The organism is Gordonia sp. GONU (assembly GCF_024733855.1).
In the GTDB taxonomy this organism is placed as follows: Bacteria; Actinomycetota; Actinomycetes; order Mycobacteriales; family Mycobacteriaceae; genus Gordonia; species Gordonia amicalis.
This window is the reverse complement of the sequence record NZ_JANRHB010000048.1, coordinates 1-26,149: the sequence shown is the minus strand read 5'-3', so window position 1 is coordinate 26,149 and position 26,149 is coordinate 1. Positions and strand designations below refer to the sequence as shown.

Here is a 26,149-nt window from a genome sequence, read left to right as displayed (position 1 = left end):
CACCGACGGCGACTCCTACCGCATGACACACCGAACGGAGGTACCACCCACCTAAAACATCCCGCACAGGGTGGGGACTTTTACCTGGCCACCAGCGGGGACATCAAACTGGCCGTTGACAACCGGTCCGGCGCAGGCCGCGCCTCTGGCCCCGGTGGCCTACGTCGACGTCGACCGCTACCTCGGCAAATGGTGGCAGCTGGCGACCGTCCCCTCGTTCTGGGGCGTGACCTGCGCGCGTGACACCAGCGCGTTTTACACCCGGATCGACGAGAAGACCATCGGTGTCGACAACCAGTGCACCGGACCCACCGGCATGCGGGGCGGCGTGATCGGGCGCGCCACCGTCGTGGACACCAAGACGAATGCCCAGTTGAGTGTGCGGTTCCCGCAGACACCGGCCAGCATCAACCCCAACGGGGCGCCGAACTACATCATCGCCTACATCGAGGACGGCGAGAACCCGAACGGTCCGTACAAGTACGCGATCGTCGGTGACCCCACTCGCGCCTCGGGATTCCTGCTCTCGCGCGACAAGGTTGTGTCCGACTCCGAACTGCGTCGGCTGACCAAGGAGATCGAGAAGGTGGGGTTCAACCCGTGCACGTTCCTCGTCTCACCGACGACCGGTGGACGCAGCGACTACTCGCCGCTCTGCATACTGTGATCGCGAACCGGCACTGAACACGACAATCGAAACCATTTCGGCGCAAGCACCAAAGTGCTTGCGCCGAAATGCATCAGCTGGCTTCCGCGTCGGCAACCGTTGCGGCGCGACGGAATTCGTCAGGGGTGAGCCCGTACTTGGCGCGGAATCTGTTCCGCATCGTCGCTGTCGAGGCGAAGCCCGAAGCATGTGCCACCGCTTCGAGTCGGATTCCCCGGGCCCGTCAACAGGCCACGGGCCCAGTCGAGACGGCGGTCGGCGATCATCTCGGCCAGCGACGTGGGACTGCCGGCGAGAACCCGATAGAGGTGCCGGCGACTCACATGCAGGTGCCGCGCCACGACCTCGACACTGAAATCCGGGTCGCGGAAATTACGCTCGATGAGGTCGGTGACCGCGGCGCGCAAATACCGCTCACTCGTTCGCAAGTCCGACACTCCGACACGGGAAACCTGTTCGCTACGCGAAACATGTTCCGGCGCAATGTTCATCACTTGCCCGTCACGACCATTGGGACCTGGGCCCACCTTGTTCCTTCCACGAGAGTTCTCCCACCCGGCAACAGACATTACCGACAGGGGGGTTCCCGGTCTTGGGCCTTTGGTCCCAATTCCATGGGTCTTCGTCTCGGGATTGTGCTGCGACACGCGAACTTTCCCTATCCACTTCGCTCAGGAACTGGGTCAGCCGTCCACCTTCGCGAGCAATCGGACCCGCGCTAGGCGCCGCCTGGCCCGGCGTTGGCCGAATCCCGGCGGGCCCGGGCCGCGCGGGACGCGTAGTCACGCAGGAACAGGGCCTCGGCGAGCGCGATCCGCTCGATCTCGGTCGGATCGACGCTCTCGTTGGGGGCGTGGATCAGGCACCGCGGCTCCTCGACACCGAAGAGCATGATCTCGGCGTCGGGGAAGGTGCTCTGCAGGACGTTGCACAGCGGGATCGAACCGCCCTGCCCCTGGATCAGCACCTCCTCACCGCCGTAGGCGGCCGCGAGCGCGTCGGTGAGCGCCTCATAGGCCGGACCGGATGTCGAGCCGACGAACGGCGATCCCACCGCCTCACGCTCGAAGGACACCCGCGCATTCCATGGGGTGGCCGCCCGGAGATGTTCGATGAGCGCGTCCTGGGCATAGGTGGGGTCCATTCCCGGCGGCACGCGCAGGTTGATGCGCGCCCGGGCGCGTGGCTGGACCGCCGCGGAGGACCCGACCACCGGCGGGCAGTCGATGCCGAGCACGGTCGCGGCGGGACGCGCCCACACCATGTCCGACACCGATCCGGATCCCACCAGCTCGACGCCCTCGAGAACCGTTGCATCAGAGCGGAATTGTTCGGACGGGTAGGAAACGCCAGGCCACTCGGCATCGGCGTCGAGACCGGTGATGGTGGTGTTGCCGTGCTCGTCGCGCAGAGTGGCGAGCATCGCGATGAGCGCGGCCAGCGCATCCGGCGCGGCCCCACCGAACATGCCGGAATGCATTGCCGATCCCAGGGTTTCGACCGTGACGTCGATGTTGGCGATGCCGCGCAACGTCGTCGTGAGACTCGGTCTGCCGACAGCGAAGTTACCGGAGTCGGCGATCAGGATGGTGTCGGCACGCAACAGGTCGGGATGCTCGACCGCGAAATGCTCGAGCCCACCCGTCCCCTGTTCCTCCGAGCCCTCGCCGATGATCTTCACGCTCACACCGAGGTCGCCGGCCAGAGCACGCAGCGCGGTGAGGTGCACGGCGATGTTGCCCTTGCAGTCGGCGGCACCGCGTCCGTACCAGCGGCCGTCCCGTTCCGTCAGCTCCCACACCGGCGAATCCCATTCGTTCTCACCGAGGGGCGGTTGCACGTCGTGATGGAAGTACAGCAGGACGGTCGGCGCACCTTCCGGACCGGGGATCTGCCCGGTGACCGCCTTGGACCCGTCACTGGTCACATGCGCGGCGACATCCTCGACGCCCAGCTCGCGGAACGTTCCCAACAGCCATTCGACCATGCCGTCGCATTCCTCCACCGGGAACTGCTGCGGGTCGTGAACCGAGCGGAACCGCACCATCTCCGTCAGATCCGACTTCGCGCGAGGCATCAACTCCCGCACCCGATCTCGCAATGTCGCGTCATCCATGCACACATCTCCCTGTCGGTTCTCGGCGGTCGGTTCGCTCCGTCGTCTGTGTACCACAGCCCGGTGCGTCAGCTCTTTCCCGCCGCGGTGAGGTCGTGCACACTCAGCTCGCCGCGGCTGATCGCCGCCGTCATCTGGGCATGATCGGCGTCGTTGAGATCTGCGTAGGCGATCGAGAACTCCGCCATGGCATCGGCGAAACCCTTTGTCTCGGAGAGATATCGTGCAATGTCGAAGCGAGTCGACGTCCTGGCGTGCGCCTGGGCGAGCGCCGTCCCGCACAGGCGCGCATAGAGTTTCATCGCGTCGGGTTCGAGTGCCTCGACGACGACCGACCCCTTCCCGTCGCGGAGCTGGCGCACGTAGAAGTCACGTCGCTCGCCGTTCTCGTCGAGCCCCGTCGACCAGCCCAGAAAGAGGTCGCTCGCCGCCTGCAGGAGACGCTGGCCCTCGACGACGCGCTGCCCCTGGTTGTCGAATCCCGAGGTCGGGACGTAATCGGCAAGGACCGACCGCTGAGCCTCCTTCACCTGGAGGAAGAGCGGATCCTCCAGGTTCTTGCCCATCATCAGCACGATCCATGCCCGGGTCCCGACGCTTCCCACCCCGACGACCTTGAAGGCGATGTCGACGAGCGAGAACTGGGCGAGCAACGCCTGCACATGCAACGGCAGTGTCGCCCGGTAACTGTCGACACGCTCCCGGACACGTTCCTCGACCACGGCCGCGTCCTCGCTGGAGAAGCGCTCTTTCAGTGGCACCAGCAGCGGCGGATCGCTGCGGATGTGTGCCGTGCCGTCCGGGTCGATCTCGCAGAGTTTGGCCAGGGCCTGGGCACTGTTCCGGTGCCGGGCCTTGCGAAGCGCCTTCTGCGTCCGCTCCGTCACCGAGGTGTCCAGCCGGTCTCCCAGTTCAGCGACCAGGGAGTCGACATCGATTCCGGCGTACCAACATTCGAGAGTCGTCAGCGAGACACTGCGGTTGATCGTCCGACGGTAGGTCTTCGCCACGGTCTTGGCGATCGTGCGGTTGGTCGTGTCGTCGAAACCGTTGTTGCGGCCCGCGATCGAGAAACTCGCCGCCAGCCGTTTCACGTCCCATTCGAAGGGACCGATGTGGGTCTCGTCGAAATCGTTCAGGTCGAAGACCATTCGACGCTCCGGACTGAAGAACAGGCCCAGATTGCTCAGGTGGGCATCCCCGCAGAGCTGGGTGATGATTCCGGTGTCCGGGGTTCGCGAGAGATCGTCGGCCATGACTGCCGCCGCGCCGCGATAGAACGTGAACGGCGTCGCCGCCATCCGCGCGTGCCGGACGGGGATGAGTTCGGGCACCCTGTTCAGCGCCTGTCTGGCGAGGATCGCCAGCGGGTCGGATCGCTCCCCCGGTGTCGGACACGCGGCCAGATCGGCGGCGGTCGGGACGGGATGCCGCTGGGACTGCGGGTCGGCCGGAGTCGTGGTCACCGGGGTTCCTCCCTGTCGGGTGCGTCCCGTCGCGTTCTGGAACCTCGTGACGCGGGGTCGCGTGTCCCGGGCGCCGGTTGGAGCCCGGAGATGGCAGGCCTCCCGGCGCGCTACTGGTACGAGACGAACCAGGGTGTCGGCGCGACCGTCATGGTCGTCGCCGGCGAGAACGTCGGCTTGTCCTCCGTGTAGAAATTCTTCCAGCCCATCCACACCCCCGCGGGAAGATCACCGAGCAATCTGCGCCAGGTCTCCATCTTGACCGGCGGCGTCCCGTGCCCGTCGGCGTGCAGGACCACCTGGAGTTCCGGTCGGTCGGTGGCGATGTTCTTCCGCTGACCGAGCATGCCGGCGTCGAACTGGTGCAGCACGAAGAGCTTCTGTGGCAGTCCTCGATCACGCACCATTCCCGCGAGCCACGCCGAGGTGCGATTCACCTCGGCGGCCTCGACGGACCCGATCTGCGTCAGGTGTACCTGATCCGGCTTGAGGCGCCACTCCGGGTCGAGCGCCAGCCCGACGTGCGGCAGGGCCAGGAGCTCCGCATACTTCTGGGCCTGGGTCAGGAAGTCCATACGTCCGGGCTGGAGGTCGAGGGTCACGTAGACACCGGCACGTCCGGCCGCCTCGACCCACGGCCGCAACGTCGCGGGGTCGATCATGCTCGTGTAGTTGGAGCCCTCGCCCGGTTCCGACGATGCGACGGTCGCGATGATCTCGAACGCGGGGACGACCGGCTCGGCGCTGACCCGCTGATAGTCGGCCGCGAGACGCCGGACGCGTGCGATCGACGCCTCGATCCCCTGCCGGCCGAGCGGACCCAGGGCCGGCGCGTCGGGGGAACCGTAGAGCGCGACCATCCGCCTGCCCGGGAACACGACCTGTCCTCCGCCGGGGAGTTCCGGCGTTCGCCGCGCCTGGTCGACCCGTGCCGCGAAGTCCTCGCTGTCGCCGAAGCCGGCTCCGACCGCTCGGATCGGGGTCTCCGACGAAGCACCGGCCAGAGCGGCCACGGCATGCGTGTTCGCGCGCGGGTCGGGGAACGGCACCTCGACGACGCGCGCTCCGGAACGAGCGGTCAGCGTGGCATCGACAGGGGTGTCCCGGGAGACCATCACGATCGGTTCGTCCCCGTCTCGCGGCCGGTTGCCTCGCAGGTCCCCGAGATCGATCGCGGGCCGACGACCCTCGAGCCCTTCGACATCGCCGAGTCGCACCACCCGTTGCGCACCGAGCCGCCCCAGCTCGTCGTCGACGTCGTCCGCCGTCTGCGGGGTCACGGTGAGCACCGGCACGTGCTTGTCACCTGCGGTCTCCCCGACGCGATTCCGGGTCTCGGGGTCGGCAAGTGCACCCGGTGCGAGCAGGATCGCCTCGGCGGATCGGGAGTACAACTCGCGGCTGACGAGGACCGCCTCGGGTTTCGCGCCGGACAGGACGGCGGCCCCCGGTTGTGGGTCGGCGAACGCGACGACGTCGTTTGTTCCCGCTTGCCCCGCAGATGCGCTGATGAACAGCCCGAGCATCACGCACACGATCGTCGCGCCGATCAATCTGATCGTCACCCGTGCATTCCTCCCGTTCTCGGTTCCGCTCGACCCGAGGGGTCGGACGTTTCGTGACCGCGATGGCTAGACGGTCGCCCAACGTATCAGCGACGACCGGTCCCATCGACTCCTCACGCGCACCGGTACTCGACCGCACCGCTGTGACCGGTGCCGACCGTCCCACCATGTGACCTGGTTCACGAGCAGTGACGGACGGCGTTGTAGCGTGTGTGCCGTGGACTATTGGGGAGTCATGGTCGGGTTGGGTCTTCTCGCGTCGGCGTTCGGTGCCGCCGCGTTCGTGCGGTACCGGGAACGGGAGTCCGCGACCCTTCAGCGACAGACGGCACTGGCACGCGAACTGCGCGACCTCGCAGGCGCTGACGAGGTTCGTCTGGCCGCAGTGGACGAGTTCTCGCTCACCATCTACCAGCGCCTCTTCTACACCTCGGTGGTGGCGCCGTGGATTCGCTCGGCGGTCTGGGCTCTGCTGGGCGCAGCCCTCGCCGCGGCGGGCGCCGTCGCGACCGGTCCGATCGACGGGGTGTACGCCACGGTCGTCCACGTCGTCACGATCGCCGCGTCCGCGATCTTCGGGCTGGCCGCACTCGTCTTCGCCGGCATCGCGCTCTACCACTCGGCGTCGACTCCTCGTGTCTCCTTCCGCGATTCCTACGCGGTCGACGACGACGCCGGCTCACACGTCGCCGTCACGAACACAGCAGGCACCGACACCTCGACCACCGACCATGAGTCCGCCGCGAAGAAGGTCATCGAGAAGAAGACCACCGAGAAGAAGGCCACCGAGCCGGCCGGCGACTGACGCCGACCAGAGATCCCGAGCCTTCCGAACATCCACGACGACATCGGAATACGACGAACCCCGCCGGTGAGACCGGCGGGGTTCGTCGCTGTGAAAGGCCCCGATCAACGGGGTGTTCTGCTGGTCAGGCGACCTGTGCCTGCCACATCCAGTGCAGCTGTTCGAGTTTCGACGCGAACGAGATGAGCAGATCCTGGGTCACCGGGTCGGCCTCCTCGGTGGCGTCGATGCGCTCGCGGAGTCCCGCGACGACCGCCTTCAGGTTGGCGACGATCGCGTCGACGACATCCGAGTCCTTGGTCCAGCCTTCGCCGAATCCCTTGGTGTTCGCGGTCTTCGCCACGGTTTCGGCGCGCCCGTCGGGACTGACGCCGATCGCGGTGGCACGCTCGGCCGCCGAGTCGGTGAACTCACGCGCCACGGTGACCAGTTCGTCGAGATCGAGGTGCACCGATCGGAACTGCTTGCCCACGACGTTCCAGTGGGCCTGCTTCGCGATCAGGCTGAGGTCGATCAGGTCGACGAGGGTGTCCTGCAGGGCCTTTCCGGCCACGGACTGCTGCTCGTCGGTGAGAGTGCTGGTGATGGGAGTGGTGGTCATGATCAAGAACTTCCTTTCTTGTCATATCTGGGCGCTCCGGAGCCGGTCTCGATGCCCCGGTGGGGAATGACGTCCCGCTGGGAGGGAAACGAATGGGAACCAGTTGCCGCCGTGTGACCCCTCGAATCAGACGGTGACGGTGACCTTCTGATCGATGTTGCCGCGGGTGGCCTTGGAGTACGGGCAGAACTCGTGCGCCTTGTTCGCCAGTTCCTGGGCTTTGGCCTCGTCGACGCCGGGGATGGAGACCTCGATCGCCACGGCGAGACCGAAACCGCCGTCGGCCGGGTCCTTTCCGATGCCCACCGTCACCTTCACGGTGGACTCGTCGGGCACCGGGCTACCGGCCGCCTTCGACGTGGCGCGGAGGGCGCCCAGAAAACATGCGGCGTACCCGGCCGAGAAGAGTTCTTCCGGATTGCTGCCGTCGCCGCTGCCACCCATTTCCTTCGGCGGCCGTAGGGAGAGGTCGATCCGGCCCGTCGCCGAAACCACCTCACCGTCACGTCCACCACCGGACGCCTTGGACGAAATGGTGTACACCGGCTCGATTGCCATCGGAGATCCTCCTGAGTTCGGGTCTTCGGGTGAGTCGCGATCACAGACAGGGTCGGCCGTAGAACCAACGTTCTGTCCAACAGACCAGTACCCGGAATCATTCCGACCAAACCGGCAGGTGGCGGGCCTGACAAAGTCGGCGCCGACGTGTCGGCGCCGACGTTCAGCGGCCGCGCAGCATACGGGTCGGCTTCATCCTCGTGGATTCGGGCAGCCACGTGTTCACCGACCGACGCAGCGTGAAGAGCGCGGCGATCACCAGCAGGGCGAACTGCACGTAGCTGAGGACGACCATCGTCGACGTGATGTCCGGATAACGGAAGAGCAGGTCGACGCCGACGGGGATACAGAGGAGATGAACCACCACCGCGGCGAGGAAGAAGTTGCGGCAATGACGGCTGTGGTGGGTGGCCGCTGCCACCAGGAGCAGGTACTCGATCACCAGCACCACTACGATCATCACCAGCATGAACGGCGGGAAGAAGCCGGCCAATGTATCGATCTGGTCCTCGGGGGCGGAGTTGGCCGGGTCGGACACGACCCCCTCGAGCAGACGGAGCCGCAGGTCGTCGGTGATGGTGCTGAGGTTGAAGAAGCCGTAGACCGCCAGGATCGACCCGATGACCGCCGCGGCCCACCAGACCACGCGGGCGTGGAGGACCAGCGCCACCGGTGGGCGGCCCGGATCGGCCGGCCGCGGCGGATAGAGCGAGGCCTGGTCGTGGTCACGCGACGACCGTTCCAGCTCGGCGAGGTCCTCGGCGTCGAGTTCTGCCTGGCTCGGGATGCGTTCGGGGTCTCGATCGTGGGGATCCCCGTTCGCACCTCCCCCCGGCCCGTGCGGATCGTTCATTCCTCGATCCTGCCATCCGGGCCTCGGGTACCGACAGGTCCCGGGCCCTGAGGAGCGTCCGGAGCTTGCGGAGGACGCGTCACGAAGGGCCGGCGGGCCCAGACTGCGGTTCGAGTCGTTCTGCTCCTCGGGTCTACTTCTGGAACTCGCCGAGGACGAACTCCATACCGGGCAGGAAGGTGCCCAGCATGGGGACAACGTGGTTGACGATCGACTTGGTCAGGATCGGCGGCGTCGGGTTCGTGACGAACCGGACGTCGGCGCCCTGTGCGCGCCAGTCCGCGGCGAGCTGCGCGACCTGGCCGTATGGGATCACGTCGTCGTGGAGGCCGCCCTCGAGGAACACCGGCGCGTTCGGCTTGAGACGGCCGATGCGCTGTTCGCCGACGACCTTCTGCACTCCGGGCGATCGCGCGATGACCGCGGAGAGCGTCTCGCCGGTGCGCGTCCAGTTCTGCGTCCGCTGGAATCCGTACGCCGGGATGATGTCACCGATGCAGCTCGTCGAGATCTGCTTCAGCGCAGCCTTTCCGGACGCGTTGGTCTCCCTGTGCACCACGTCGGCGACCTCCGGATACCGCTGGGTGAGGCCGTTGATGGCGAATCCGATGGCCCCGGCGATGGTGCTGCCGTCGATGGCCGGGATGACCTTCTCCAGGTCGGCCGGCGGCGCACCGGCGTAACTGGCACGGACGTTCAGTTCCGGCGCGTAGGTCGCGGCGAGTTCGGCGGCGGACGCGGCGGCGCCCCCGCCCTGCGAGTAGCCGGCGAACCCCACCGGCGCATCGGCCGGGGCCCCGGAGGCGCGTAACGCCGCGCGGGCACCGTCGAGCATGGCGTGGCCGGTCTCGGACCGGTTGACGTAGGTGTGGATACCCGGGGTGCCCATGCCGATGTAGTCGGTGACGAACACCCGAACGCCGTTGAGCAGCATGTAGTACATCTCCGGCGCGGTGTAGTTCACGCCGATACTGGGTTTGGAGATGTCGATCGACACCGGCAGGCTCATCATCTTCGACGCCGCGCACTGGTCACCTTGGCCGATGGTGCCCGGGCCGACGACGACGGTCGGCCGCGGCCCCTTCCCGCGCCATGGCGCGGTCGGCTCGACGACGGTCCCGGTCACGGCCGCGGGGGTGCCGTCCTGGTAGGTCGAGGTGTACATGACCTTGCGGGCCGTGCCCGGCCACTGTCCGGGCGCGCCCGGGATCTGCAGGAGCAGCGGGATCTCCTGGCTCCGGATCACCGAGCCGGGCTCGGTGGCGAAGGACGACGGCGGCGTGTAGAAGTCGGCCGCACTCGCGTCCGGCGCCGGACTGATCAACGCGGCCGCGCATGCGGCCGCCACCCCCGCGATCGCGGCCGTTCGCAGGCGTGACCTGCGGCGCGACCCGATGCTCATTCCCGACTTCAGCTTCATGGGCGAGTAACCTACCTCACAGTAAGTTGAGTCAGGTGACTGGGTCGGCCTCGAGGGCGTGTTGTGAGTGACCCTTGATCACGACACCTCGGTGACCTGGCCGTCCGCGACCGTCATCGGCCGGCCGGCACGATCTTGAGCATCCGCCCGACCGTCGCCTGCCACAGCGCTCCGTCCGAGGTGATGGTGCCGGTGAGTTCGAGCGGTTCGTCGACGGGCGCATTCCCGACTTGTCGGGTCTCGACACGGCGTCCGGTCGCGAAATCCGTTGCGATGTAATCGACCGGACCGAGCTGTTGCGGCCGGCCCGGAGCCCACGGACCGTAGCCGAACGCATGGATCAGGCCGTCCGCGCGCGAGAGCTTCGGCAGCGTCGCGATCCGGTCGGAGTTCTCCCACACGCGCCGGCACCCGTTCTCGTCGACGTCGATTCGGGTCGCGCCACCGGTGAAGGGGGCGTCCGCGGGAACAGCCGGACCGGTCACCGCCATCGGCGGATACTGGTATCCGTACGTGCTGGGGATGACGAGGGAGTTGCCCCAGGCCATCGGTGAGTTCTCGGTACCCGGCCCCGAACGGTCGAAGGCCCGCATCCGGCACACCTCGGACCCGTCGTCACTGCGGAACACCCGGAGGTCCGGCCGCTCCGCGTTGTCAACGATCGCGACCCAGCCGTCACCGCCCGGGCCGAAGTACGTGGGGGTGGTCCCCGATCCCCAGGTCAGCTGGCCGGGTTTGCGTGCAGGGCCACGATCGTACGATCGACGCCACACGATCCGCGGCGCGGCACCGCGTTCCGCGCGCATCTCGTACAGGGCGTGCGTCGTCAGGATCGACGCCCCCGATCGCCGGATCGAGAGTCCGTTGCCGAGTTGTTCGCCCCGCGGCAGTCGCGTCGAGTGAACGCGCTTGTCCTCATCCACCGTCCCCACGACGCCGCGGGTCGTCGCAAACCAGACGCGCCCGTCGAAATCCGGTGCGAGACCGGTGATCGTGTCGCCGGTCGGGATGTGGGCCGAGACATCGACGCGGTCATCGACCTGGACTTGCCAGCCGGTGACCGTCTTTCGATGTGCGACAAGGAGAATCGACCCGGACCCATCTGCGACGACGACCCGGTCGCGGTCGTCGAGGTAACCGTAGACCCCGCCGAGCAGTCCCCCTTTGGTCAGTTGCCTCGACGCCAATGGTTGCGCCGTACGGGGATCGAACAGAACGATGGTCGGCGCCGCGAAGGCCGGCGGCGAGGTCGCCACGAACTGCGTGCACAGCGCGACCGGCATCCCGTCGCGGCCGACGAAGGTCGCCGCGCAGGCCCCACCGGGAATCGACGAGGCGGCGAGGCGCGCGCCACGCCCCGGTCCTCGGTGTCCCGTCGAGTCGGTGGACGCCAGGTCGCCGTGCATGAGCGAGGTGCCTGCGGGACCGAGACCGGATGCCGGCGAATCAGGCTGTGCTGCGGCGGGATACGCGGCCACCGCCATCACCAGCGCGCCGGCGAACACCCACATGCGAAGTCGCGTCATGAGTCGTCAAGCTACCGCAGAACCGTCCCGGAGATCCGCCCTCCAGAGGCCATTCGACGACAATATGTCGACGTCCCGGCTCCTGAGGGCGCATTCCAGGGGCGGTTCACCGGGGCGTTTTTCAGAGCGGCGCGGTCGGCTCCGTCAGATCACCAGCCCCAGCGCCAGCACGACGACCAGGCCGCTGACCGAGAGGAGGGTCTCCATCATCGACCACGTCTTGAAGGTCTGGCCGACGGTCATGCCGAAGTACTCCTTGACCAACCAGAAACCGGCGTCGTTGACGTGGGACAGGAAGACCGAACCGGCGCCGATCGCGAGGACGACCAGGGAGACCTCGCCCGAGCTCAATCCGTCCACGAGGCCGAGCATCAGCGAGGACGCGGTGATGGTCGCGACGGTCGCCGACCCGGTGGCCAGGCGGATCAGCGCGGCAAGGACCCAGGCGAGGACCAGTATCGGAATGTTCGCGCCGGTGGCCCAGTCCGCCAGCAGCGTGCCGATGCCGGTGTCGACGAGGACCTGCTTGAAACCGCCACCGGCGGAGACGATCAACAGGATGCCGGCGATGGCGGGCAGTGCCGCACCGGTGCACTTCGAGATCGTCTCGCGGTCCATCCCCGAGCCGCGGCCCAGCGTGAACATCGCGACGATGACGGCGATCAGCAGTGCGATCAGCGGGGTACCGAGGATGTCGAGAATCCTCCGCACGGGTTGATCTTCGTCGGAGATGAAGATCTCGGCGAGCGCCTTGCCCAGCATCAGGACGACGGGCAGCAAGACGCTGAACATGGTGATCCCGAAGGACGGCCGCTTGGTCGTCGGACCGTCGTCGGGGTCGACGTCGAAGGTGTGCGGCGCCTCGACGGTCACCCACTTCCCGGCGACGGTGGCGAACAGCGGGCCCGAGACGATGATCGTCGGGATGGCCACGCCCACACCGAGAGCGAGCGTCAAGCCGAGGTCGGCGCCAAGAGCGTCGATCGCGACGAGCGGGCCGGGATGCGGGGGAACGAAACCATGCATGGCCGAGAGGCCGGCGAGCGCGGGGATGCCGATGGGGATCAGGCCCAGACCGGACCGCCGGGCGACGAGATGGATCACCGGCATCAGGAGCACGAGACCGATCTCGAAGAACATCGGCAGTCCGATGATGGCGCCGACCAGGGCCATCGCCCACGGCAGCATCCGCGGCGAGGCGTGCCCGACAATCGTGTCCACGATCTCGTCCGCTCCGCCGGAGTCGGCGAGGAGTTTCGCGAACATCGCGCCGAGTGCGATGAGGATGCCGACACCGGCTGCAGTCGAACCGAATCCGGTGGTGAACGACTCCAGGACCGTCGGGATCGACTCACCCGCGACGATGCCGACGGTGGCACCGCCACCCACCAGCGCGAGGAAGGGATGAACCTTGGCAACGGTGATCGCGACGACGATGACGGCGATGCCGGCCAGCGCCGCGACGACGAGTTGCCAGCCCGCCGCGACGGGTTCGGGCAGATCCGCGCCGGCGGCAAGGATCGTGGTGGTGGACAACATGTTCAGTTCTCCTCGCCGTTGGGGAGTGAAGCAACGAGTTCGTCGACGATGGCGTCGACGCTCTGGTCGACGTCGACGGTCAGTCCGCGTTCATCGGAGGTCAGGGGTTCGAGGGTGTCGAACTGGGAGGCGAGGAGCGCCGACGGCATGAAGTGACCCGGACGCGATGCCTGCCGGCGCGCGATGACCTCGACCGAGCCGGCCAAGTGCGCGAAGAGCACCGACGGCTCATGTCCGCGAAGGCGGTCGCGGTACTCGAGCTTGAGCGCCGAGCAGCTCATCACGCCGCCGTCACCGTGCTCGGCCAGCCAGACGCCGATGGACTCGAGCCAGGGTCGGCGGTCGTCGTCGTCGAGCGGTTGCCCGGCGGACATCTTGGCGATGTTCTCCGCCGAGTGGAAGTCGTCGGCATCAGCGAACGGCACACGCAAACGCTGCGCCAAGGCGGCTCCCACCGTCGACTTACCCGACCCCGAGACCCCCATGACGACCACCGGTGATCGCATGCCAACTCCTCCACATCGCTGTGCTGCTGATCACGGAGACTGCCGCAATAGTCATACTTATGCAAGTCGCGAGAACAATAAGTACGCCGATTGGAAGTAGCTGCCGCTAATGAGAAGATGAAAACGTGAGTCAGAGCACACGTGGGACCACCGAGCGCCACGACGAGATCCTCGCTGCCATCGGTCGGCGCATCGTCTCGGGAGCGCACCCCGCCGGCAGCGTCCTGACACTCGACGCCATCTGCACCGACCATGGGGTATCCCGAACCGTGGCCCGCGAGGTGATCAAGGTCCTCGAATCGATGGGACTCGTCGAGTCACGACGCCGCGTCGGCATCACCATCCAGCCACGGACCCGCTGGAGTGTCTTCGACCCGCGACTGATCCGGTGGCGTCTCGACGGCGCAGACCGGTCGGACTTCCTCGCAACCCTGTCGGAACTACGACGCGGATTCGAGCCCGTGGCGGCCGCGCTGGCCGCCGAACGCGCGAACGAACAACAGTGCCGCATCCTCGCAGCCGCGGTGTCGGACATGTCTGTTCACGGCCGCACCGGCGACCTGGAGTCATACCTACTGGCCGACAAGGTCTTTCACCGCACCTTGCTGGAGGCGAGCGGCAACGAGATGTTCCGGTCCCTGGCCGACGTCGTCGGCGAGGTGCTCGCCGGACGCACCCATCACGGAATGATGCCGACGTCGCCCAACCCGGCCGCGATCGCCCTGCACGACGACGTGGCACGAGCAATACGCCTCCGCGACCCGAAGGCCGCGGAGGCGTCGATGCGCGAGATCATCACCGAGGCGGCAGCGGCCGTCGCCCCTTCCCCGCCTGAGGCGTGAGCGGAGCGAGCCCCCCTTCGCTGCCTGAGGTGCGAGCGGAGCGAGCCCCCTCCGCCGCCTGAGGTGCGAGCGGAGCGAGCCTCGAAGGCCGCTCAGACCAGCAGTTCGGCGATCTGAATCGTGTTGAGGGCAGCGCCTTTTCGCAGGTTGTCACCCGAGACGAACAACGCGAGACCGCGACCTTCGGGGGCACCCGGGTCCTGACGGATGCGACCCACGAGCGAGACGTCCTTGCCGGCGGCCGCGAGCGGCGTCGGCACGTCGGCCAGCTCCACACCGGCTGCGGCGCCGAGGATCTCCTGGGCACGGGCCACCGACAACGGGTTCGCGAATTCGGCGTTGATCGACAGCGAGTGTCCGGTGAAGACCGGCACGCGCACACAGGTGCCACTCACGAGAAGTTCCGGCAGACCGAGGATCTTGCGCGATTCGTTGCGCAGCTTCTGATCCTCGTCGGTCTCGCCGGAGCCGTCGTCGACGAGCGAACCCGCAAGTGCCACAACGTTGAAGGCGATGGGCGCGACGTACTTGTTCGGTGCCGGGAAGTCCACGGCCGAGCCGTCGTGGACGAGCTTCTCGGCCTCGCCGGCCACCGCGCGCACCTGGGTGGCGAGTTCCTCGACACCGGCCAGACCGCTGCCGGAGACCGCCTGATAGCTGGAGATGATGAGGCGCTGCAGTCCGGCTTCGTCGTGCAGCGGCTTGAGTACCGGCATCGCGGCCATCGTGGTGCAGTTGGGGTTGGCGATGATGCCCTTGGGCGGGTTCTTCGCCAGCTCGCCGTTGACCTCCGAGACCACCAGCGGCACATCGGGATCCTTGCGCCACGCCGACGAGTTGTCGATCACCGTGACGCCGGCCGCAGCGAAACGCGGTGCCTGCTCACGGGACATCGTGGCACCCGCGGAGAACAGGGCGATGTCGAGACCGGCGGGGTCTGCGGTCGCCGCATCCTCCACCACGATCTCCCCGTCGCCCCAGGGAAGTTTCTTGCCCGCCGACCGCGGCGAGGCGAAGAAGCGCACCTCGTCGGCCGGGAAGTTGCGCTCCGCCAGCAGGGTTCGCATGACGGCGCCGACCTGACCGGTCGCGCCGACGACTCCGATACGTGCACCCACGGTTATCGGCCCGTTCCGGCGTAGACGACGGCTTCTTCTTCGCCACCGAGATCGAAGGCCGCATGCAGGGCGCGCACGGCGTCGTCGAGTTCGGTGTCGCGGCACAGCACCGAGATACGGATCTCCGAGGTGGAGATCAGTTCGATGTTGACGCCGGCCTCGCTGAGCGCCTCACAGAAGGTCGCGGTGACGCCCGGGTGCGACTTCATGCCGGCACCGACGAGCGAGACCTTGCCGATGTGATCGTCGTACAGCAGATCGGTGAACCCGATCTCCTGCTGCAGCTTGGTGAGCTTCTCGACGCCCAGCGGGCCGAGCTCGCGCGGCAGGGTGAAGGTGATGTCGGTCTTGCCGGTGTCGACCTTCGAGACGTTCTGCAACACCATGTCGATGTTGATCTCGGCGTCGGCGACGGCCCGGAACACCTTGGCGGCGTAGCCCGGCTTGTCGTCGAGACCCACGACGGTGATCTTGGCCTCGCTGCGATCGTGTGCGACGCCGGTGAGAATGGCTTCTTCCACGGGAATGTCCTCCATCGATCCGGTCACCACGGTGCCGGGTTTGGTCGAGTACGACGAGCGCACGTGAACGGGAACGTTGTACCGGCGGGCGTACTCCACGCACCGCAGCATCAGGACCTTCGCGCCACAGGCCGCGAGCTCGAGCATCTCCTCGAAGGAGACCTTGTCGAGGCGGCGGGCGTCGGGGACGATGCGCGGGTCGGCGGAGTACACGCCGTCGACGTCGGTGTAGATCTCGCAGACGTCGGCGTCGAGGGCCGCCGCCAGCGCGACGGCGGTGGTGTCGGAGCCGCCGCGGCCGAGCGTGGTGATGTCCTTGGTGTCCTGCGAAACACCCTGGAACCCGGCGACCAGCACGATCTTGCCGTCGTCGAGTGCGCTGCGGACCCGGCCCGGCGTGACGTCGATGATCTTGGCCTTGCCGTGGCTGCTCGTCGTGATCACGCCGGCCTGCGAGCCGGTGAACGACTGTGCGTGTGCGCCAAGGGAACTGATGGCCATCGCCACGAGTGCGTTGGAGATGCGCTCGCCGGAGGTGAGGAGCATGTCCATCTCCCTCGCCGGCGGCGCCGGATTGACCTGCTGGGCGAGGTCGAGTAGTTCGTCGGTGGTGTCGCCCATCGCCGAGACGACGACAACAACGTCGTTGCCCTGTTTCTTCGTCTCGACGATGCGCTCGGCAACGCGACGGATGCGTTCGGCCGTTGCGACCGAGGATCCGCCGTACTTCTGCACCACGAGGGCCACGTCGAGTTACCTCCCGCCGGCTCGTGCGCCGGTTCGATAGACGTCAGCTTGCTCGGACAACCTTACCGGGCACCTGTGCGACGCTCTGACCTGGTCACCGGCACGATGTGATCCGACGCACACGGCGCGCCTCCTGTGGTCGTCGCCGACGACCTAGGATTCTTCGGGTGGCCACCCCAACCGACGTCGACGATCCGGGCCGTCGTCCCGACCCCGATCCGGTGACGGGCGGAGACCGCGCCGACAGCCGGTTCATCCCTCCCGGTGGGTCGGCGGACCCGGCGGCGACACGACGCGCCGCCGACCCGCGACCCCCGTTCGCGGGCTGGGTGGGCCGGCATCGCTGGTGTCTCGACGCCCTCGTCGTATACCTCGTCATTCGCGCGATCGGCATCCTCACACTCGCGCGATTCGCGGACCTGCGGGACACCACCCTCGGCAAGGCCCTCACGGTGTGGGACGGGCAGTGGATGCTCGCGATCGCCACCCACGGATACGACGGCGTTCCCGCGAGCCTGACCGATGCGCGCGGTGTCCACACGTCCGACACCGCCTACGCCTTCTTTCCCGGCTATCCGTACCTGGTCGGGTGGCTGGCGAAGCTGCCCGGGCTGACGCCGTTCGGTGCGGCTCTGACCCTGAATCTCGTTCTCGGATGCATCGCCGCGGTCGGCGCGGCACGGCTGGGCATGGTCTGCGCGCGGCTCATGTCGAGACGCTCCCCGGTGGGTCCCGCACCCGAGCGCGCGACCGGACTCTTTCTGGTGGTGCTGTTCGCCGCCACCCCGATGTCGATCGTGCTCAACATGGCCTACACCGAGGCGATGTTCTGCGCCCTCGCGACGTGGGCACTCGTCGGAATCCTGGAGAAGCGCTGGCTGCTGGCCGGCGTGATGGCCGGGCTCTGCGGCTTCTGCCGGCCCACCGCCGCGGTCATCATCGGGGTCGTGATCGCCGCCGCGATCGTCTTTCTGTGGAACAGCCGCAACACCGCCGGGGTCACCCCGGCGGACCGCGTGCGTGCCGCCGCGGCGATCGTCATCAGCCCGCTCGGCTATCTGGGCTATCTGGGCGTCGTCTGGGCGCACACCGGTTCACCGACCGGATGGTTCCGCATCCAGACCGACGGGTGGGACACCGAATTCGACTGGGGTGTGGCCGCATTCAACTTCGTCAACGAGCAGTTGGTCCATTCCGCCGAGGTCGCCACCACCGCGACGTCGTGGATCGTCCTGAGCACGCTCGTGATGCTCGGTGTGGCGGTCTGGGCGCGGTTGCCCTGGCCGGTGTTGCTGTACGGCTCGTTGCTCGTCGCCCAGATCGTGTTGTCGAGCGGCCTGATGATGAGCAGGCCGCGGCTCCTGCTGCCGGCGTTCGTTCTGCTGATCCCGCTCGCGATGGCTCTCGCACGGGCGCGACCGGTGGTCGCCGGGCTCATCGTCGTGCCGATCGTGATCGGCAGTTCGTGGTTCGGCGCCCACATGCTGACGGTGTTCCCGCATGCCGTGTGACCGTCCGCCCCGGGACTGACCGGGTTCAGCGGGCGGAGGCCTCGAAACCTGCGCAGAGATAACCGATTCCGGCGTCCAGACGGGCCCGCGGGTCCAGCAGATGTGCGGCGTCGGCGCGTCCGGCGAGACGAGCGAGGTGCGGAGGCACCGAGGCGTCGGATCTCCCAGCGAACACGTCGGCCAGGCGAGCCGAGGGCAGCGACGTCTCCTGCCCCTGGTCGCTGAGCAATTGGTCGCCGACGGCCATCAGTGCGACGCCGTGGACGAAGCTCCACACGGTCAGCGCCATGTCGGTGGCACGTTCGATGCCGGCACCGAGTTCGAGGAAGCCGGCGGACAACCAGTCGAGACACTCCAGGGATGCCTCGCCGTAACTGAGTCTCGGCGATGCGTAGGCGAGCACCAGCCAGGGGTGCCGCTGATAGAGCTCCCAGTCGACGTCGACGGCGACCCGGACACGCTCGCGCCACGACGGCGCGGTCTCGACCGGGTAGGGGTAGCGCTGACCCACTTCCTCGGCCATCGCCTGCAGCAGCGCGTCCTTGTCGGCCACATGCCGGTACAGCGACATCGCGCCGACCCCGAGTTCGTCGGCGACCCGCCGCATCGAGAGGCCGGTGAGTCCGTTGGCATCCGCGACCCGGATCGCGGCGTCGACGATGCTCGCCGGCGACAGCTTGGTGGTGTCGGACGTCACCTGCGATTCCTCCTGGCCGGGCTCGGGAACAAACGGATTGCGTACAGCGTACTCATCCCCGTACCCTGTCTCGCGTACACCGTACGCAACCTCGCCGGTTGAGCCGGTACGGAGCGTAGCGACGCACCGTGTCGAAACCCCCTCAAGGAGAACCATCGTGTCCACCCGCCTCGACCCGTCGAATCGGCAGCAGCCCCCGGGCGCCGCCGACCGACGTACCTGGCTGGGACTCGCGGTGCTCACGCTCCCGGTGTTCCTGGTGTCGATGGACGTCTCCGTCCTCTACCTCGCGATCCCATCGATCACCGACGCGCTCGCACCGTCGGCCGCCGAGCAGCTGTGGATCCTCGACATCTACGGCTTCCTGATCGCCGGACTGCTGATCACCATGGGCAACCTCGGCGATCGGGTCGGCCGCCGTCGAATCCTGCTCGCCGGCGCCGCCGTGTTCGGCGGGGCATCGATCCTGGCCGCGTTCGCGCCGACCGCCGGCATCCTGATCGCCGCGCGCGCCCTCATGGGCGTCGGCGGGGCGACGCTGATGCCGTCGAGTCTCTCGCTGATCGCCAACATGTTCTCCGATGATCGTGAGCGGGGGCGCGCCATCGGCGTGTGGACCGCCGCCTTCGCTGGCGGCGCCGCCGTCGGTCCGGTCATCGGCGGCGTTCTGCTGCACCACTTCTGGTGGGGTTCGGCCTTCCTGATCAACGTGCCGGTACTGGCCGCACTCCTCGTTCTCGGCCCCCGCCTGATCCCCGAGTACAAGGCCCCGTCGGCCGCACGGTTCGACGTGCTCGGCGTCGTGTTGTCGATGGCCGGCATCCTGCCCGTCGTCTACGCGGTGAAAACCCTGGCGAGCGACGGTGTCGATCCGGGCGTCATCGTCATCGGTCTCGTGGGCGCGGCACTGCTCGTCGGCTTCGTGGTCCAGCAACGCCACTCCGCAGCCCCTCTGCTCGACCTGAAGCTGTTCCGGAACGCGCAGTACGTCGGCGCGATCACCGTCGCCCTCGTCGGCATGATGGCGCTCGGCGGGATGTCGTATCTGACCGGTGTCTATCTGCAGTCGGTGATGGGGCACGACGTCCTGGCCGCCGCGGTGGCCGGCCTCCCGATGGCGGTTGCGGTCGCCGTGTTCTCGATCGGCGCTTCCCGTATCGCATCGATGGTCGGCACGCGCACGGCCTTCCTCGGCTCGGTCGTGCTGGCCGCGATCGGCAACTTCGGCCTGCTCGCCCTGACCACGTCGTCGCCGATCTGGGTCTACCTCGTCTTCACCTCGATCGCCGGTATCGGTTACGGCATCCAGTTCAGTCTGGTGTCGGTCGTGGTCGTCGGCGCGGTTCCACCAGAACGGTCGGGCTCGGCGTCGGGTATCTCGGAGACCAGCTTCGAACTCGGCAATGCCCTCGGCCTCGCCCTGTTCGGTTCACTCGCGACGCTCGTGTTCCGCGGGCATCGCGACGGATGGTCGTTCGGCGACACCCTCGGCGAGACACTGCATCGCGCGCTCGAGATGGGGACTCAGGGAGACGGTCTCGCGACCGCGGCCCGCCAGGCCTACGTCGAGGGCATGCACGCCGCCTCGCTCGCCATCGGAATCGCACTGACACTCCTGGGCATCGGTCTGTTCTTCGCCATGCGCGAACCCGTCACTCCCGCGGATGCCGGCGCGCAGACCGGCACCGACGAAGACACTGTCGCCACGCCGCTACCCTCGACCGAGTGCACGAACTGATCGACGGGCGATGGAGCGCGCGAGGTTACGACCCCGCCGCCACCATTTCCGTGGCGGACCTCACGACCATCGTCGACGCCGGGCGGTGGGCACCCACCTGGGGTCGCATGCAGCCGGTCCGGTTTCTCGTCGGCCGCCGCGGTGACGAGACCTTCGAGGCCCTCAGCGGCGTGCTGACCCGCGGCAACGCCGGATGGGCGCCGCGGTCGGCGGCCCTGGTCCTGGTCTGCACAACGGACCGCCCCGACGATCCGAAGGAACACACCTACGCGGCCGTCGACGTCGGCCTCGCGGTGTCCCAGATGATCCTGCAGGCCGAGGCGCTCGGCTTCAACGGTCATCCGATGGCCGGCTTCGACGCCGCGGCCGCGACCACCGCCCTCGACATCCCGGCCGGCATACGGCCCCTCGTACTGCTGGGGATCGGCGCCCTCGTCGAGGACCCCGCGTCGTTGCCCGAGGACATCCGCGAGCGCGACGAACGTCCCCGGACCCGACTCCCGCTCGACGAGGTCGCGTTCGCCGGCCGGTGGGGCCGCTCAGCATTCACCGGTCTCGAAATGTGACCGATGAGGCATCTGCCCCCGGATCCGCGCCCGCACGGCGACGTCCCCGCCGCGATCGGTGATCGTGACGGGGACGTCGTCGTTCTGCGGACCGCGAATCAGTCTCGGCCCGAACACGTTCAGCCGACCAGCGCGGGTTCCTCCTCGGGCGACTCCGTCGCGGCGCGCATGGCCTTGTCCTTGGTCTCCACGATCAGGATCGTGCAGACCACGCTGAGCGCCGACAGGCCGGCGAGCAGGACACCCACCCAGATCGCCCCGGGGCCGGCGATCAGTGGCGCGGCGATCAGCGGCGGGATGGCTCCGCCGAAGATGCCGGCGAGGTTGTAGCCCATCCCCGCGCCGGTGTAGCGGTACCGCGCCTCGAACAGTTCGGGAAGCAGCGCACCCGCGGGGCCGTAGGCGATTCCGAAGATGAGCAGGGTGCCGATCAGGCCGATGACGAAGGCGAATCCGCCGCCGATCTCGAGGATCGGGAACAGGACCAGCGCCCACGGGACGGCGATGGCGCACGAGGTCAGGATGACCCGGCGACGACCCACCCGATCGGACCACATGGCCGACGCGGCGGTGGACAATCCGAACACGATCGCGGCGATCATTCCCGCACTCAGCACAAAGGTGCGTGACAGGTCGAGGCTCTTGGTGCCGTAGTTCGTGAGGAATGCGGTACCCATGTAGAAGAGCGAGAACAGGCTCGCCAGCGCACCGCCGGCGATGAGGATCTCTTTCCACTGGTGACGGAAGGCATCGAGGAACGGCAGAGCGGGTTCGTTCGACGCCGGACCATCCGACGCCGCGGCCTCGAGTGCCTTGCGACGCTGCACATCTCGGAATACAGGTGTCTCCGCGACCGCGAGCCGAACCCAGAGGCCGACGGCGACGAGGGCGAACGACAGGATGAACGGGATCCGCCAGCCGTAGTCGAGGAAGGCCGAGCTGGTCTCGCCGAGGGTCAGCGAGGCGATCAAGAAGGTCAGGCTCGACAGGAAGAACGCGAACGCCGGGCCGAGCTGCGGGAACATCGCGTACAGCCCACGCTTGCCCGCCGGTGCGTATTCGGCCGTCAGCAGCGTCGCGCCGGCCCATTCACCACCGACGGCGAAGCCCTGGAGGAATCGCAGGACGACCAGAGCGATGGGTGCTGCGATGCCGATCCCCGATTCGGCGAACCCGAAGACGCCGGACTCGTACCCCGGGAGGAGTCCGATCGCCACGGTCGCGAGGCCCATGATGAGCAGGGTCCACACCAGCGTGCGCTTGCGGCCGATCCGGTCACCGAAGTGCCCGAAGAGCATCGCCCCGACCGGCCGGGCGAAGAACGCCACGGCGAAGGTCGCGAAGGACGCGATCGTGCCCGTGACCTCGTCGGCCGCCGGGAAGAACACCGTCGGGAAGACCAGCGCTGCCGCGGTCCCGTAGATGAAGAAGTCGTAGAACTCGATGGTCGTGCCGATCGAGCTGGCGGCGGCGACACGTCGAAGACTGGTGGGCTTCGACGCGGGCGGGGTGTGGGGTTCGGGCGGTAGGTCTGCGCGTGGTGGATCGGCGGGGATCGTGGTCACTTGACGTCGTCCTTCTGTGCAGGCGGCCGCGTCGCGGTCGAGCGGCTCTGTCGAAGACCGGGCACGGAGCCCGTACACCCTTCGGCCGCTGGAATGATTTCCGTCACTCTCAGCGCCGTGCGTGATGCATGTCATAGCCTGACGGGTGTGTCGGACCCGCGGCACCCCCCGAAGAGGGGGACACGAAAAACGCCCACACCTGCGGCTTTGGTCTCGTCAACGCCGAGGAGTACAGTCGTGCGCATGCAGCGTGCACTCCTTCTCGGTTGCCGCGGCGGGGTCTGACACGACCGGCCCTCCGTCGCGGGGCCCAATCACGCGCCGGTCACTTTCCTTCCAGACACGGAGAATGACCAACCATGGCACCAGCAGACGCTTTCACCTCCGGCGCGAGCCGAATCGTCGAGCCGTCCGGCCCGATTCCCGCCGACCAGCCCGTATGGAATCCGCAGCGCAACTCCGCGATGCCGGTTCATCGCTATCGTCAGTTCGCCGACGAGGTCGAGACGATCTCACTGCCCGACCGCACCTGGCCCGACAAGGTCATCACCAAGGCGCCGCTGTGGTGCGCGGTCGACCTGCGTGACGGCAACCAGGCCCTGATCGATCCGATGAGCCCGGCGCGCAAGCGTCGCATGTTCGACCTCCTGGTCCGGATGGGCTACAAGGAGATCGAGGTCGGCTTCCCGTCGGCCAGCCAGACCGACTACGACTTCGTCCGCGAGATCATCGAGGACAACGCGATCCCCGACGACGTCAGCATCCAGGTTCTGACCCAGTGCCGCGAGGAACTGATCGAGCGCACCTTCGAGGCCTGCCGCGGTGCGGCGAACGTCATCGTGCACTTCTACAACTCCACCTCGGTGCTGCAGCGTCGTGTGGTCTTCCGCGCCGACAAGCCCGCGATCATCAAGATCGCCACCGACGCCGCCCACAAGGTGCTGGAGGTCGAGAAGCAGTATCCCGACACCAACTGGCGTTACGAGTACTCGCCGGAGTCCTACACGGGCACCGAGCTGAGCTTCGCCAAAGAGGTCGTCGACGCGGTCACCGAGGTCATCGCCCCCACCCCCGAGCGGCCGATGATCATCAACCTGCCGGCGACCGTCGAGATGGCCACGCCGAACGTCTACGCCGACTCGATCGAGTGGATGCACCGCAACCTGGCTCGCCGCGACTCGATCATCCTGAGCCTGCACCCCCACAACGACCGCGGAACCGGTGTCGCCGCAGCCGAACTGGGCTACCAGGCCGGCGCCGACCGCATCGAGGGCTGCCTGTTCGGCAATGGTGAGCGCACCGGGAACGTGTGCCTGGTGACCCTGGGCATGAACATGTTCAGCCGGGGCGTCGACCCGCAGATCAGCTTCTCCGACATCGACGAGATCCGTCGCACCGTCGAGTACTGCAACCAGCTCAACGTCCCCGAGCGCCACCCCTACGGGGGTGATCTGGTGTTCACCGCCTTCTCCGGAAGCCACCAGGACGCCATCAACAAGGGCCTCGACCAGATGAAGTTCGACGCCGACGACGCCGACTCCGACGTCGACGACATCGTCTGGGCCGTACCGTATCTGCCGATCGACCCCAAGGACGTCGGCCGCAGCTACGAGGCCGTCATCCGCGTGAACAGCCAGTCCGGCAAGGGCGGCGTCGCCTACATCATGAAGGCCGACCACGGCATGAACCTGCCGCGTCGCCTGCAGATCGAGTTCAGCCGCGAGATCCAGAAGATCACCGACGGCGAGGGCGGCGAGGTCAATCCCAAGGAGATGTGGGACGTCTTCGCGCAGAACTACCTGCACCCGGTCTGGCCGCTGGAGCGCATCCGGCAGAAGGTCGACGCTGCCGAGGTCGACGGCGGCGAGGACCACATCACCGCCGTGGTGAAGATCGAGGGCAACGAGCGCGAGATCGCCGGATCGGGCAATGGTCCACTGGCCGCCTTCGTCGACGCGCTGAGCACCGTCGGCTACGAGGTCCGCGTCCTGGACTACAGCGAGCACGCGCTGACCGCCGGCGGTGACGCCAGCGCTGCGGCGTACGTCGAGACCGAGGTCAACGGCGAAACCGTCTGGGGTGTCGGCGTGGCATCGTCGATCACCACCGCCAGCCTGCGTGCCGTGGTGTCCGCGGTCAACCGCGCCTACCGGGTCAGCTCCACCGCCGCACCGGCAGAGGAAGAGACCGCACCGGGCACCTGGGCGCCCTGACCCCACGACGCCTCACCGAACCGCGCGATGACCGGATGACCTCCGACGCATCGCGTTCCGCCAGTGCGCCGGGACCATCGTCACCGATGATCCCGGCGCCCGGCTCGCAGCTGTGATGGCGGCCCCGATCGGGGCCGACATCTTCGACGACCGGCCGAACCGCGGCATATCGGCCGAACTCGCGAGTGTGTTCACGTACGTGTCCGCCGCGGTCGCGGCGGTGGCGGTGCTGTATGCGTTCTACCTGCTCATCGCGCGCAAGTCGCCGCTTCTCAGCTTCTGCATCCTCGGCAGCATCCTCTGCAATCCGATCGAGCCGATCTGGGAGGCACTGGGATTCCTGCGGTTCCATCCCGGAAACGACTTCGCGTTCACGATGTTCCACATCCAGGGGACACCGGTCTCGTACCCGTGGTGGGCGATGTTCGTCTACGTCCTCTTCTCCGGCGTCGCCTGCTACACGATCTACCGCATGTACGAGAGCCGTCCCACGCGACGCACGTTCTGGTACTGCGTCGCCGGCCAGGCCGTCTTCAACATCGTTCTCGAGGGCTTCGTCATCACCGCGGCCTATGACTACTACGGCGAACATCCGTGGCGGTGGGGCAGCGACTTCCCGCTGTGGTGGGTCTTCGCCAACTTCGGCGAGATCCTCTCGGCCGCCATCCTGATCGTCGCGGTGCGTTACTGGGGCAAGCGCGCGATGGCGCTGGCGATCATCGTCGTGCCGTCGTCCTTCGCCGCATGGGAGCTCTGGGCCGGCTGGCCGGTGTACGTGACCCTCAACATGGACGTGTCCATGACGGTTCGAAATCTGTCGGCGCTGCTGACGGCGGTGATCGCCATCGCCACGCTGTGGGCGATCGAGCGAATCATGCTGTCCCGGACGGTCTCCGAGCTCCGCCCCGCGAACGAGGACCGCACACCGGTCGCCACGGCCGGATAACCGGCCGCCACCGCGGTCCGTCACGTGGGGTGGGGCGGCCCCGGCGGCCCCCCCCCCCCCCGG

23 protein-coding genes are annotated in these 26,149 nt (G+C 67.6%); 8 read left to right on the top strand and 15 right to left on the bottom strand.

The features are described from left to right. Window positions 1-115: 115 nt before the first annotated feature. Window positions 116-667: a lipocalin family protein gene (locus tag NWF34_RS24085; protein ID WP_258326314.1), complete on the top strand. Its 552-nt coding sequence runs from the start codon at window positions 116-118 to the stop codon at window positions 665-667. A gap of 73 nt (window positions 668-740) precedes the next feature. Here the strand turns inward: NWF34_RS24085 and NWF34_RS24080 are convergent, their stop codons facing one another. The 4 genes from NWF34_RS24080 to NWF34_RS24065 form a co-directional block, all read right to left on the bottom strand. Further along, window positions 741-863, bottom strand: coding sequence for a hypothetical protein (locus tag NWF34_RS24080; RefSeq protein ID WP_258326313.1), 123 nt, complete (start codon window positions 861-863; stop codon window positions 741-743). A 522-nt stretch (window positions 864-1,385) separates the two neighbouring features. Beyond that, window positions 1,386-2,783: a dipeptidase gene (locus tag NWF34_RS24075; protein ID WP_258326312.1), complete on the bottom strand. Its 1,398-nt coding sequence runs from the start codon at window positions 2,781-2,783 to the stop codon at window positions 1,386-1,388. Between the two features lie 68 nt (window positions 2,784-2,851). Next, window positions 2,852-4,249 (bottom strand): DUF2252 domain-containing protein, encoded by a 1,398-nt coding sequence (locus tag NWF34_RS24070; RefSeq protein ID WP_258326311.1) that lies wholly within the window; start codon window positions 4,247-4,249, stop codon window positions 2,852-2,854. 110 nt (window positions 4,250-4,359) lie between these two features. Continuing rightward, window positions 4,360-5,814 carry a hypothetical protein gene (locus NWF34_RS24065; RefSeq protein ID WP_258326310.1) on the bottom strand — a complete coding sequence of 485 codons (1,455 nt, stop codon included), beginning with the start codon at window positions 5,812-5,814 and terminating at the stop codon, window positions 4,360-4,362. Window positions 5,815-6,022: 208 nt separating this feature from the next. On the opposite strand from NWF34_RS24065, the gene NWF34_RS24060 reads away from it, so the two are divergent. Continuing rightward, window positions 6,023-6,619 (top strand): hypothetical protein, encoded by a 597-nt coding sequence (locus NWF34_RS24060; protein WP_258326309.1) that lies wholly within the window; start codon window positions 6,023-6,025, stop codon window positions 6,617-6,619. A gap of 124 nt (window positions 6,620-6,743) precedes the next feature. Here NWF34_RS24060 and NWF34_RS24055 read toward each other — a convergent pair whose 3' ends face one another. The 7 genes from NWF34_RS24055 to NWF34_RS24025 all read right to left on the bottom strand — a co-directional run bounded on the left by NWF34_RS24055 (window position 6,744) and on the right by NWF34_RS24025 (window position 13,622). After that, window positions 6,744-7,220, bottom strand: a complete 477-nt coding sequence (locus NWF34_RS24055) for a Dps family protein (protein ID WP_258326308.1) — start codon at window positions 7,218-7,220, stop codon at window positions 6,744-6,746. A 126-nt stretch (window positions 7,221-7,346) separates the two neighbouring features. Beyond that, window positions 7,347-7,778: an organic hydroperoxide resistance protein gene (locus NWF34_RS24050; protein ID WP_258326307.1), complete on the bottom strand. Its 432-nt coding sequence runs from the start codon at window positions 7,776-7,778 to the stop codon at window positions 7,347-7,349. Window positions 7,779-7,941: 163 nt separating this feature from the next. Further along, on the bottom strand, window positions 7,942-8,631 hold the full coding sequence (locus NWF34_RS24045) for a hypothetical protein (protein WP_006435118.1): 690 nt from the start codon (window positions 8,629-8,631) through the stop codon (window positions 7,942-7,944). A 133-nt stretch (window positions 8,632-8,764) separates the two neighbouring features. Next, window positions 8,765-10,051, bottom strand: a complete 1,287-nt coding sequence (locus tag NWF34_RS24040; RefSeq protein WP_258326306.1) for a lipase family protein — start codon at window positions 10,049-10,051, stop codon at window positions 8,765-8,767. 113 nt (window positions 10,052-10,164) lie between these two features. Continuing rightward, a complete protein-coding gene (locus NWF34_RS24035; RefSeq protein WP_258326305.1) occupies window positions 10,165-11,577 on the bottom strand; it encodes a hypothetical protein in 1,413 nt (470 codons plus the stop codon). A 144-nt stretch (window positions 11,578-11,721) separates the two neighbouring features. Next, a complete protein-coding gene (locus NWF34_RS24030; RefSeq protein WP_258326304.1) occupies window positions 11,722-13,116 on the bottom strand; it encodes a GntP family permease in 1,395 nt (464 codons plus the stop codon). A 2-nt stretch (window positions 13,117-13,118) separates the two neighbouring features. Further along, window positions 13,119-13,622: a gluconokinase gene (locus tag NWF34_RS24025; RefSeq protein ID WP_006435122.1), complete on the bottom strand. Its 504-nt coding sequence runs from the start codon at window positions 13,620-13,622 to the stop codon at window positions 13,119-13,121. 125 nt (window positions 13,623-13,747) lie between these two features. Here NWF34_RS24025 and NWF34_RS24020 point away from each other — a divergent pair, with 125 nt between their 5' ends. Then, entirely contained in the window at window positions 13,748-14,464 is a 717-nt protein-coding gene (locus tag NWF34_RS24020) for a FadR/GntR family transcriptional regulator (protein ID WP_258326303.1), read from the top strand. 92 nt (window positions 14,465-14,556) lie between these two features. Here the strand turns inward: NWF34_RS24020 and NWF34_RS24015 are convergent, their stop codons facing one another. Next, complete coding sequence (locus NWF34_RS24015; RefSeq protein WP_258326302.1) at window positions 14,557-15,582, bottom strand: aspartate-semialdehyde dehydrogenase; 1,026 nt, start codon at window positions 15,580-15,582, stop codon at window positions 14,557-14,559. A gap of 2 nt (window positions 15,583-15,584) precedes the next feature. Further along, entirely contained in the window at window positions 15,585-16,850 is a 1,266-nt protein-coding gene (locus tag NWF34_RS24010; protein ID WP_024499587.1) for an aspartate kinase, read from the bottom strand. A gap of 167 nt (window positions 16,851-17,017) precedes the next feature. Here NWF34_RS24010 and NWF34_RS24005 point away from each other — a divergent pair, with 167 nt between their 5' ends. After that, window positions 17,018-18,361: a glycosyltransferase family 39 protein gene (locus NWF34_RS24005; RefSeq protein WP_258326301.1), complete on the top strand. Its 1,344-nt coding sequence runs from the start codon at window positions 17,018-17,020 to the stop codon at window positions 18,359-18,361. A gap of 25 nt (window positions 18,362-18,386) precedes the next feature. Here NWF34_RS24005 and NWF34_RS24000 read toward each other — a convergent pair whose 3' ends face one another. Further along, a complete protein-coding gene (locus NWF34_RS24000) occupies window positions 18,387-19,058 on the bottom strand; it encodes a TetR/AcrR family transcriptional regulator (RefSeq protein WP_258326300.1) in 672 nt (223 codons plus the stop codon). Between the two features lie 157 nt (window positions 19,059-19,215). Between NWF34_RS24000 and NWF34_RS23995 the strand changes: the two genes are divergently transcribed. Together NWF34_RS23995 and NWF34_RS23990 are read left to right on the top strand one after the other, a co-directional pair. Beyond that, on the top strand, window positions 19,216-20,796 hold the full coding sequence (locus tag NWF34_RS23995) for an MFS transporter (protein ID WP_024499590.1): 1,581 nt from the start codon (window positions 19,216-19,218) through the stop codon (window positions 20,794-20,796). Next, window positions 20,784-21,362, top strand: a complete 579-nt coding sequence (locus tag NWF34_RS23990; RefSeq protein ID WP_024499591.1) for a nitroreductase family protein — start codon at window positions 20,784-20,786, stop codon at window positions 21,360-21,362. The genes NWF34_RS23995 and NWF34_RS23990 overlap by 13 nt, the downstream gene beginning before the upstream one ends. A 119-nt stretch (window positions 21,363-21,481) precedes the next feature. Here the strand turns inward: NWF34_RS23990 and NWF34_RS23985 are convergent, their stop codons facing one another. After that, the gene (locus NWF34_RS23985; RefSeq protein ID WP_258326299.1) at window positions 21,482-22,927 is read right to left on the bottom strand and encodes an MFS transporter; all 1,446 of its coding nucleotides are present in this window, start codon (window positions 22,925-22,927) and stop codon (window positions 21,482-21,484) included. Between the two features lie 359 nt (window positions 22,928-23,286). Between NWF34_RS23985 and leuA the strand changes: the two genes are divergently transcribed. After that, window positions 23,287-25,140, top strand: coding sequence for a 2-isopropylmalate synthase (leuA, locus tag NWF34_RS23980; protein ID WP_258326298.1), 1,854 nt, complete (start codon window positions 23,287-23,289; stop codon window positions 25,138-25,140). Between the two features lie 115 nt (window positions 25,141-25,255). Next, window positions 25,256-26,086 (top strand): hypothetical protein, encoded by an 831-nt coding sequence (locus NWF34_RS23975; RefSeq protein WP_258326297.1) that lies wholly within the window; start codon window positions 25,256-25,258, stop codon window positions 26,084-26,086. The last annotated feature ends 63 nt before the right edge of the window (window positions 26,087-26,149 follow it).

Bases quoted from the DNA above. Each gene is read 5' to 3' on its own strand.
- NWF34_RS24075 (WP_258326312.1), bottom strand. From the start codon at position 2,783: ATGGATGACGCGACATTGCGAGATCGGGTGCGGGAGTTGATGCCTCGC.
- NWF34_RS24055 (WP_258326308.1), bottom strand. From the start codon at position 7,220: ATGACCACCACTCCCATCACCAGCACTCTCACCGACGAGCAGCAGTCC.
- NWF34_RS24050 (WP_258326307.1), bottom strand. From the start codon at position 7,778: ATGGCAATCGAGCCGGTGTACACCATTTCGTCCAAGGCGTCCGGTGGT.
- NWF34_RS24045 (WP_006435118.1), bottom strand. From the start codon at position 8,631: ATGAACGATCCGCACGGGCCGGGGGGAGGTGCGAACGGGGATCCCCAC.
- NWF34_RS24040 (WP_258326306.1), bottom strand. From the start codon at position 10,051: ATGAAGCTGAAGTCGGGAATGAGCATCGGGTCGCGCCGCAGGTCACGC.
- NWF34_RS24035 (WP_258326305.1), bottom strand. From the start codon at position 11,577: ATGACGCGACTTCGCATGTGGGTGTTCGCCGGCGCGCTGGTGATGGCG.
- NWF34_RS24030 (WP_258326304.1), bottom strand. From the start codon at position 13,116: ATGTTGTCCACCACCACGATCCTTGCCGCCGGCGCGGATCTGCCCGAA.
- NWF34_RS24025 (WP_006435122.1), bottom strand. From the start codon at position 13,622: ATGCGATCACCGGTGGTCGTCATGGGGGTCTCGGGGTCGGGTAAGTCG.
- leuA (WP_258326298.1), top strand. From the start codon at position 23,287: ATGGCACCAGCAGACGCTTTCACCTCCGGCGCGAGCCGAATCGTCGAG.
- NWF34_RS23975 (WP_258326297.1), top strand. From the start codon at position 25,256: ATGGCGGCCCCGATCGGGGCCGACATCTTCGACGACCGGCCGAACCGC.